Raw genomic sequence first — 7829 nt, 5'->3', positions numbered from 1 at the left:
TGTATAGACTGACCCCTCTCCAAACCTCTCCCCTGCAAGGGGAGAGGCTTTAAAACCCCCATTCCCTTGCAGGGAAGGGGGGTAGGGGGGTTAGGTTTTTGGAGATTACTGGTTTGATATAATACTTTTCAAACAACCTCTGATAGCCTAGCACACTGCGGCGTAAATAAAGCAACCATATTCAATCGCCAAAAAGCCTACTGTATATTAGTTTTGACTTTTGACTTTTGACTTTTGACTTCCGTCCTGCGGTACTAGTGTGGTGCAGGCCGGATCAGGATGTCCAGGATTTTAGCAACTTTGTCAAATTTCATCAATAGCCAAAAGCGATCGCACTTCGCACAATACGGAGAGCGATCGCCATTAAGTTTACAACAACAAAATACTCAAACCTTAGATAGAAACTGAGGCTGGGGGATTAATGTTATTAACAAGTAAATCTGCATCTTTTGACGCTTCATTTACACGAATAATTTTTGCTCCTAATTGCTGCAACTTCAGATCCAGACGATCATAACCCCGATCTAAATGGTGTAATCCTTGCACTGTGGTTGTTCCAGATGCTGCTAATCCGGCGATAACTAAGGCTGCGGAAGCTCTTAAATCTGTACCTATAACTGGTGCGCCTGATAACATTGGCACTCCCCGCACAAAAGCAGTATTACCTTTAACACGGATATCTGCACCCAAACGATTCAATTCGGAAGCATGACGCAAGCGATTTTCAAAGACTGATTCATTAATGATACTGTCACCTTCTGCTACAGCTAGTAAAGCCATAAAAGGTGCTTGCATATCCGTGGGAAACCCAGGATGAGGCAAGGTATCAATATTTATAGCCTTGAGAGTTTTCGCTGGTAAAATCCGTAAGCAATCTTTTCCTTCCTCAATAATTGACACGCCAATCTCTTGCAACTTAGCAATAACTGGGATTAAATGATCCGGTACAATTGGGGATAGAAGGATTTCAGAGCGGGTAATTGCCCCAGCGATCAACAAAGTTCCTGCTTCAATACGATCAGGAATAATAGTATAGTCGGTTGAGTGTAATTTAGGTACGCCAACTATAGTAATTGTACTTGTTCCCGCACCTTGAATTTTTGCTCCCATTGAGTTGCAGAAGTTAGCTAAATCAACTACTTCTGGCTCTCTGGCAGCATTATCAAGGATGGTTTCTCCATCTGCTAAAGTAGCAGCCATCATCAAGGTTTCCGTCGCACCGACACTGGGAGTATCTAAGTAGATTTTCGCGCCTCTTAACCTACCATTATTTCCGGGAACATGAGCATTACAAATACCATGTTCAATTTGCACCTCTGCGCCCATTGCTTGCAGTCCTCTGACGTGCAAATCTACCGGTCTAGCCCCTATGGCACAACCACCCGGCAAGGGCATTTGTGCAACTCCTAGTCGGGCTAAAATTGGACCAATGGCAAAAAAACTGGCTCGCAGTTGGGTAACGAGTTCATAAGGGGCTTTAGATGTGGTAATTTCCCGCGCATCAACATCTAAAATGTCCCCTTCTCTCTTTAAACGTAATCCTAAAGCTGATAGAACTTGTCCCATTCGCGCTACATCCGCCAATAAAGGAACGTTGCGAATGCGACAATCGCCGGAACAGAGGAACGTTCCCGCCATGATTACCAGTGCGGAATTCTTAGCCCCGCTAATGTTTACATGACCGCCCAAAGAATGCCCTCCACTGATTTGCAAGACTGAGGAGTCTGCTTCTAGTGAAGATTTGGCATCTGGTAAGCTGCTAGAAGAATTAATAAGCCTACCTCCAAAAGTAAGTAATTATAAAGGTTTGATGTTGGTTTTGATTCTATGTCGACAATTATCTAGCTAAAAGCCGGAAGATTTTTCTTGAAGTTGTCAAATGCCATAAAGTCGTTAAATTCTATCATGCAGTATGTCAGCTTAATTGGAAAAATGGGGATTAGCTAGATGTCTATTCTGGCAAATTTTTTCTTGACAAATGAAAATGATTAGGACATAATGATAAATTGTAAATAAGATTCAATTCCAGCGGAACTGGCGGAATTGGCAGACGCGCTAGATTCAGGTTCTAGTGCCTTGACGGGCTTCCGGGTTCAAGTCCCGGGTTCCGCATATCAGTATATCAATTTTGGACTGATCTCAAATCCGAAATTTCAAATCTAAGATTGTGTTAACAAGTTTACAAAATTCCCTAGTTAAACAAATCCGCAAGTTGCATTCCACGAAGGAGAGAAATAAGCAACAGCTTTTTTTATTGGAAGGAACGCATTTATTAGAAGAAGCTTGTGCGGTTAGCTATCCTTTAGATGCGGTATGTTGCACTCCTCAATGGCAGGAAACACATCCCCAATTGTGGGAAATTATTTGTGGTCAATGTTATCGTGTTGAAATTGTTAGTCCAGAAGTTTTAGCAGCAATGGCAACAACTGTCAATCCTGATGGTATAGTGGCGATAGCTCAACGAGAAGCACAAGCAAGACAAATTCCGTTTACTGGTTTAGTTCTGGCTTTGGAAACTGTCCAAGATCCTGGTAATTTGGGAACGATGATTCGCACAGCCGCAGCGGCAAGTGCATCAGGTTTGTGGTTAAGTGAAGATAGTGTAGACTTAGATAATCCCAAGGTTTTACGCGCTTCTGCTGGGCAATGGTTTCGTTTGAATATGGCTGTAAGTGGAGATTTGAAAGCCACAGTTCAACAAAGTCAGCAAGCAGGAATGCAGGTAGTAGCTACCTTACCTAATGCCGATTTAACTTATTGGCAGGTAGATTGGTGTAAACCTAGTTTAATATTATTGGGTAACGAAGGGGCAGGATTATCAGCGGATTTAGCCGCGTTGGCAGATATTCAAGTAAAAATTCCTCTTAATCCTGGGGTGGAATCCTTGAATGTAGGAATCACTGCTGCTTTAATGTTATATGAAGCCCAAAGACAGAAAATTTCTGGATAATCTTCAGTTATAGATTTTGGTTCTACCGCTCCCCTTATGGAGAAGAATATTAATTTAATTTTTGTAGGTTGGGTAGAACGAAGACCAAACCCAACATTAGGGGTAGGATAGCAAGGGGTGTTGGGTTTCGTCCCTCAACCCAACCTACAATAAATATTATTTTACATAAATGGAACGGTAGAGCCTAGATTTTTGTTTTTATGTGAGACATTTAAGATTGGACTTGAGAACTTTGTATAAATAACACTCAAAATTTTATTAGTGTTACAGAATACTATATTATTATATATAAAAATTGTTATCAGAGGAGAATCAGCTTGAACCAAGCGACATTGCACCAGTTGAAGGTGTTCGAGGCTGCTGCCCGGCATGGTAGTTTTACACGCGCTGCGGAAGAGTTGTTTTTGACTCAACCTACCATATCCATGCAAATTAAACAGTTGACGAAATCCGTAGGTTTGCCATTATTTGAACAGGTAGGAAAGCGTTTATATTTGACACAAGCAGGACGGGAATTATTTGCTACTTGTCGGCAAATTTTTGAGACTATGGACAAGTTTCAAATGACGATTGCAGATTTAAAAGGACTAAAGCAAGGACAATTAAGGCTGGCAGCAATTACCACAGCAAAGTATATTATTCCCAGATTGTTGGGGCCTTTTTGTCAGCTTTACCCTGGGATTGATATTTCTCTCCAAGTCACAAATCATGAACTGATTTTAGATCGGATGATGAGTAATTTAGATGACTTGTATATTATGAGTCAGATTCCCGATCATTTCGATGTCAGTTTTCAGCCATTTTTAGAAAATCCTTTAGTAGTTTTTGCACCAGCTAATCATCCCTTAGCGAAGGAAAAAAATATTCCTATTGAACGTTTAGGTGATGAACTGTTTATTATGCGTGAACCGGGTTCAGGAACTCGCAGCGCTGTCCAAAGTCTATTTGAGGAACATGGGGTACAAGTGAAGGTGAAGTTGGAATTGGGGAGTAATGAAGCGATTAAGCAAGCGATCGCTGGTGGTCTAGGTATATCCGTATTATCTCGTCATACTTTACTCACGGATATTGCGGAATTTAGCATTTTAGATGTCCAGCACTTTCCCATTAAACGCACTTGGTATATGGTTTATCCTGCTGGTAAGCAATTATCCATTATTGCTCATACCTATTATGAGTATCTTTTAGATGCAGCGAAAAAAATTACAGAGCAAGGTGGTTTAATCTTAGATCATAATTTGGTGGAAACTAATCTTTAGATCAAGCTGCTGTAGATACATAAGGTTTTGATTATAATCCTTATACATTTTACTATCGTCTTGATAATGTAAGACTAGATTATCTTCAAAACGCTTTTGTTATTCATGATTGTCACTGTATTATTACATTTTCTTTAGATAATAGAGAACATACAATTTCTGCGGATATTAATGGTATACATATAGTGACAAAGACAGGTATTCCTGAAGATTTAACAATAAGAACAGGAAGAAAATATTCAGTTTATGATAATCACGAAAAATTAGAGGAATTTTCGGAATATATCGGAGAAAACATTGATTCGGTCAGATTATATTTAAATGGAAATTTTCTTATATCTAGCGATGCAATTCGTGACTATTCAAATTTAAACTTATATATTGAGAAAGCAAAATTAATTTGTATTGAAAGTCATTTAGAAACAAAAGATTATTTTGGAGATAGAGCATTTTTTTGTAAAAAGCTCATTTTCGAGAAACCAGATCCAGATTTATATGATGACAAAAAAGTAAAATTTGTGGCTACAGAAGTACACTCTGTTAAAATCCTTGAGAAACCTGAGAAATACCACAGTTTCTATAATCATAATAGTCCAATTGGCTGGGATAATTGTTAGAGGGAAAATGAGGAATAAAATTATGAACAAAACTAAAAAAGTTCCTGTGTCTATTAAAAGTCAGATTTTATTACAGCATAAACTACCAAATCATCCCCAAATTCAAAACAAAACCCTTTAAAACATCTTCCCCCGACACCGTAGCAGGAGAATTCAAAACCTCAACCTCTTTTCCTGGTCTATAAATTTCAACTTGACGAGATTTTCGATTTGGCATTTCTTTCAAATCTCAATTCGCGGTTATTTTGACATAGCTGAAAAAACTGCTCATCAGTCATTTCTATTAATGATTTCAAATTGACAGTTAAAGCATTCATGGTCATATCCTCATTGAATTTTAAACGAACTGACAAGTCAGCGCTTGCGCTATCGCTCTTCCAACCACATCCCCAAACAGCGATTCCTAGGTCGCGCTTACGCTATCGCTCTCTTTTAGTAGACATCATCATGAGAACCTATATTTAAAATAACCACTATTTCTTCACCAGTTTCATCATCTTTTTCGATGGAGAAAATAATCCGACAGTCATATCCACAGGAGCAAGCACGCAAACCATCAAACTCACCTTTTAGCTGATGAGTAGCAAGGTTAACAGCAAATAAATCTATTTCCATTTGCTGTAATGTTTCCTCAATTCGTGCTTGTAAATTCTGATCATGTTTGATGAATTTCCGCAAAGATCGCCTGAAGTGAGAAGTAAGAACCAATTTTCTCATTATGTTTCATTAGTATTTAAGTAAGTTCTTAACTCAGCGATCGCTTCAATTGCGGTTTGAGGTTTAAGATTACCAGTTCTAAATTCAGCTAGTGCTTCCTGTGATGAATTTGCTAATTCTTTTCGTCGCATATCAGCTATTCGACGTTGTAGGATATTAATTAGTAGTTCTTGTTGATCAAGTGGTAGATCAGTCACTAGATTGAGAACTTCTTCAAATGTGTTAATTTGTTGCATAAATGCTCTCAACTGAATTACTTTATTTATTTTAGTATTTCTCTTGTAGCTTTGCTAATAATAAAATAAAATATCGCACTCCCACACATCCCCACAACAGCGATTCCTAGGTCGCGCTTCGCTATCGCACTACCCCAATTTTACGCGAACTGCTTGCAGAAGCGCTAGTTCCCTCCGGGACGCTCCGCGAACGCTATCGCTCTCCCAACTTATGCCTAAATGGCGATTACTAGGTCGCATTAACCCTCAACAGGTAATAAAATAATAGGAATATGTACTAGAAAATTCTGAAAATCATTGTCAGTGGAGAGGATGCTATAGCTGCGACGATGAGCAACTGCACAAATCAAAAAATCAGTATTTGAACCCTGAATGCCTTTACTGCGGCAGGTATTGAAAAACTCGGCAGCAAGTTCGTAGTCTTCTGGCATGAGTTCTAAATCAGGGAAAGCTCGAAGGTAATCTCGCAGACGGGTAAACTGTTCAAAATTGCGGATTCCAGAAAGAATTTCCTGGCGAATCGCGCCTAGTAAGGCAACTTGGTCATCAGTGATTAAATTCTGCAATATTGTAACTGCTGGGGAAAAATCAGGTGGTGTTTTCCGACGTAGAGCCAATGACCAAACGGAAGTATCAACAATAATGCTCATGCTTAATGACGTTGCTGCTTATAGTTATAGCTTTCGTCATACTCGATAGTCCCAAAGAGGTCTAATACTTTGAGCCGCTTACGACGTTGAATATATTCGCGCAGTGCTGTTTCTACTAAAGAATCAATGTTCACCTGATTGTCAAGTGCCAACGCCTCATTTAGTAAGGCTTCGTTGATGTTGAGAGATGTAGTCATAATCAATTCTGATCCTAACAATGACTAAATAAATGGTAGCTCACTCTAGGCGATCGCTCACAACCCCCTAATTTTAAACGAACTGCTTGCAGCAGCGCTTCGCTATCGCTCACAAATACCCTAATTTTCGGCGATTCCTAGGTCGCGCTTCTTCATTAAGACACTAAGCAAATAATTAGTTAATAAAATTGCACTTATTTGTTATAATGTTATTTGTGGTTAATAAGAGAGAAATTATCTTGTGAAATCTACATTTAACTGGAATCCAGAACAGACTTTACTCGAAAAACTGATCAATCTGGCTAGTAACCGTGGTCAATCACCGGAATCAATTATTAGTGAAGCTGTCAGATCATACCTGGAAATCCAATCACTAGAAACAGTTAATGATGCTGTATCTGATCCATTAATTGGCTTATTTGCAGCCACACCTGATTTAGCTATTAATTCCGAAGATATTCTTCAAAATGAAGTAACAGAGAAATCAGGTTGGACATGGAAAGAACCCCAGCAGTAGCTGATACTGGCTTTGTTGTCGCATTGTTGAATCGTTTAGACACAATGCACAATAGTGTAACACCAGTATACACACAACAAAAACAAATTTTATTGCCACAAACAGTATTAGCAGAAGTGGCTTATTTAGTAGGACGTAATGCAGGTTCAGCAACATTAGTCGCTTTCTTAAAAGGACTATCTGCAAGTAGATTTATTTTAGTAGCTTTGACAGATCAAGATGTGATCCGTGTGGCGGAAATTTTGGATGAATATGCAGATAGTCGGATTGATTTTGTAGATGCAAGTGTTATGGCTATAGCTGAACGTTTTGATATTAAAAGAATATTGACTTTAGATCAGCGAGATTTTAGATTATTTCGACCTCAGCATTGTGATTGTTTTGAGATTTTGCCTTGAAAGAAATATATAGTTAATATATAAGCGCGATTCCTGCGGAGCGCTTCGCTATCGCACCCCAACATCCCCAAACAGCGATCGCACACAACCCCCTAATTTTAAACAATCGCACCCCAACATCCCAAACAGCGATTCCTAGGTCGCGCTTCGCTATCGCACACAACCACCCTAATTTTAAACGATTCCTAGGTCGCGCTTCGCTATCGCTCCCAACTACCCTAATTTTAAACGAACTGCTTGCAGCAGCGCTTACGCTATCGCTCTCCCAACACCCCAAACAGCGATTCC

10 protein-coding genes, 1 tRNA gene and 1 pseudogene are annotated in these 7829 nt (G+C 39.4%); 6 read left to right on the top strand and 6 right to left on the bottom strand.

Going from position 1 to position 7829, the window contains the following annotated elements; translation table 11 throughout:
- Positions 1 to 393: 393 nt before the first annotated feature.
- Complete coding sequence (murA, locus tag PN450_RS07175; protein ID WP_148761475.1) at positions 394 to 1773, bottom strand: UDP-N-acetylglucosamine 1-carboxyvinyltransferase; 1380 nt, start codon at positions 1771 to 1773, stop codon at positions 394 to 396.
- A gap of 255 nt (positions 1774 to 2028) precedes the next feature.
- Here murA and PN450_RS07170 point away from each other — a divergent pair.
- From PN450_RS07170 to PN450_RS07155, 4 genes are all read left to right on the top strand, one after another.
- Positions 2029 to 2112: transfer RNA gene (locus PN450_RS07170), tRNA-Leu, on the top strand.
- 55 nt (positions 2113 to 2167) lie between these two features.
- Positions 2168 to 2950, top strand: coding sequence for a TrmH family RNA methyltransferase (locus PN450_RS07165; RefSeq protein WP_148761473.1), 783 nt, complete (start codon positions 2168 to 2170; stop codon positions 2948 to 2950).
- Positions 2951 to 3267: 317 nt separating this feature from the next.
- Entirely contained in the window at positions 3268 to 4209 is a 942-nt protein-coding gene (locus PN450_RS07160) for a LysR family transcriptional regulator (protein ID WP_271835849.1), read from the top strand.
- Between the two features lie 185 nt (positions 4210 to 4394).
- Complete coding sequence (locus PN450_RS07155; protein ID WP_148761469.1) at positions 4395 to 4826, top strand: hypothetical protein; 432 nt, start codon at positions 4395 to 4397, stop codon at positions 4824 to 4826.
- Between the two features lie 82 nt (positions 4827 to 4908).
- Here PN450_RS07155 and PN450_RS24050 read toward each other — a convergent pair.
- From PN450_RS24050 to PN450_RS07130, 5 genes and pseudogenes are all read right to left on the bottom strand, one after another.
- Positions 4909 to 5037, bottom strand: a pseudogene (locus tag PN450_RS24050) (Uma2 family endonuclease); the annotation flags it as partial.
- 221 nt (positions 5038 to 5258) lie between these two features.
- The gene (locus PN450_RS07145; RefSeq protein ID WP_271835847.1) at positions 5259 to 5543 is read right to left on the bottom strand and encodes a type II toxin-antitoxin system RelE/ParE family toxin; all 285 of its coding nucleotides are present in this window, start codon (positions 5541 to 5543) and stop codon (positions 5259 to 5261) included.
- Positions 5543 to 5779, bottom strand: a complete 237-nt coding sequence (locus PN450_RS07140; RefSeq protein WP_174782976.1) for a hypothetical protein — start codon at positions 5777 to 5779, stop codon at positions 5543 to 5545. The genes PN450_RS07145 and PN450_RS07140 overlap by 1 nt, the downstream gene beginning before the upstream one ends.
- Positions 5780 to 6018: 239 nt before the next feature.
- Positions 6019 to 6429: a type II toxin-antitoxin system VapC family toxin gene (gene vapC, locus PN450_RS07135; protein ID WP_148761465.1), complete on the bottom strand. Its 411-nt coding sequence runs from the start codon at positions 6427 to 6429 to the stop codon at positions 6019 to 6021.
- Between the two features lie 2 nt (positions 6430 to 6431).
- Positions 6432 to 6626: a type II toxin-antitoxin system VapB family antitoxin gene (locus PN450_RS07130; protein ID WP_039199934.1), complete on the bottom strand. Its 195-nt coding sequence runs from the start codon at positions 6624 to 6626 to the stop codon at positions 6432 to 6434.
- A gap of 241 nt (positions 6627 to 6867) precedes the next feature.
- Here PN450_RS07130 and PN450_RS07125 point away from each other — a divergent pair, with 241 nt between their 5' ends.
- Positions 6868 to 7143, top strand: coding sequence for a hypothetical protein (locus PN450_RS07125; protein ID WP_027402764.1), 276 nt, complete (start codon positions 6868 to 6870; stop codon positions 7141 to 7143).
- Positions 7122 to 7541: a type II toxin-antitoxin system VapC family toxin gene (locus tag PN450_RS07120; protein ID WP_168204407.1), complete on the top strand. Its 420-nt coding sequence runs from the start codon at positions 7122 to 7124 to the stop codon at positions 7539 to 7541. The genes PN450_RS07125 and PN450_RS07120 overlap by 22 nt, the downstream gene beginning before the upstream one ends.
- The last annotated feature ends 288 nt before the right edge of the window (positions 7542 to 7829 follow it).

The organism is Dolichospermum lemmermannii CS-548, from assembly GCF_028330815.1.
GTDB classification, from domain to species: Bacteria; Cyanobacteriota; Cyanobacteriia; order Cyanobacteriales; family Nostocaceae; genus Dolichospermum; species Dolichospermum lemmermannii.
The sequence above is the reverse complement of the archived record's forward strand: the minus strand, read 5'-3'. Positions and strand labels throughout refer to the sequence as shown.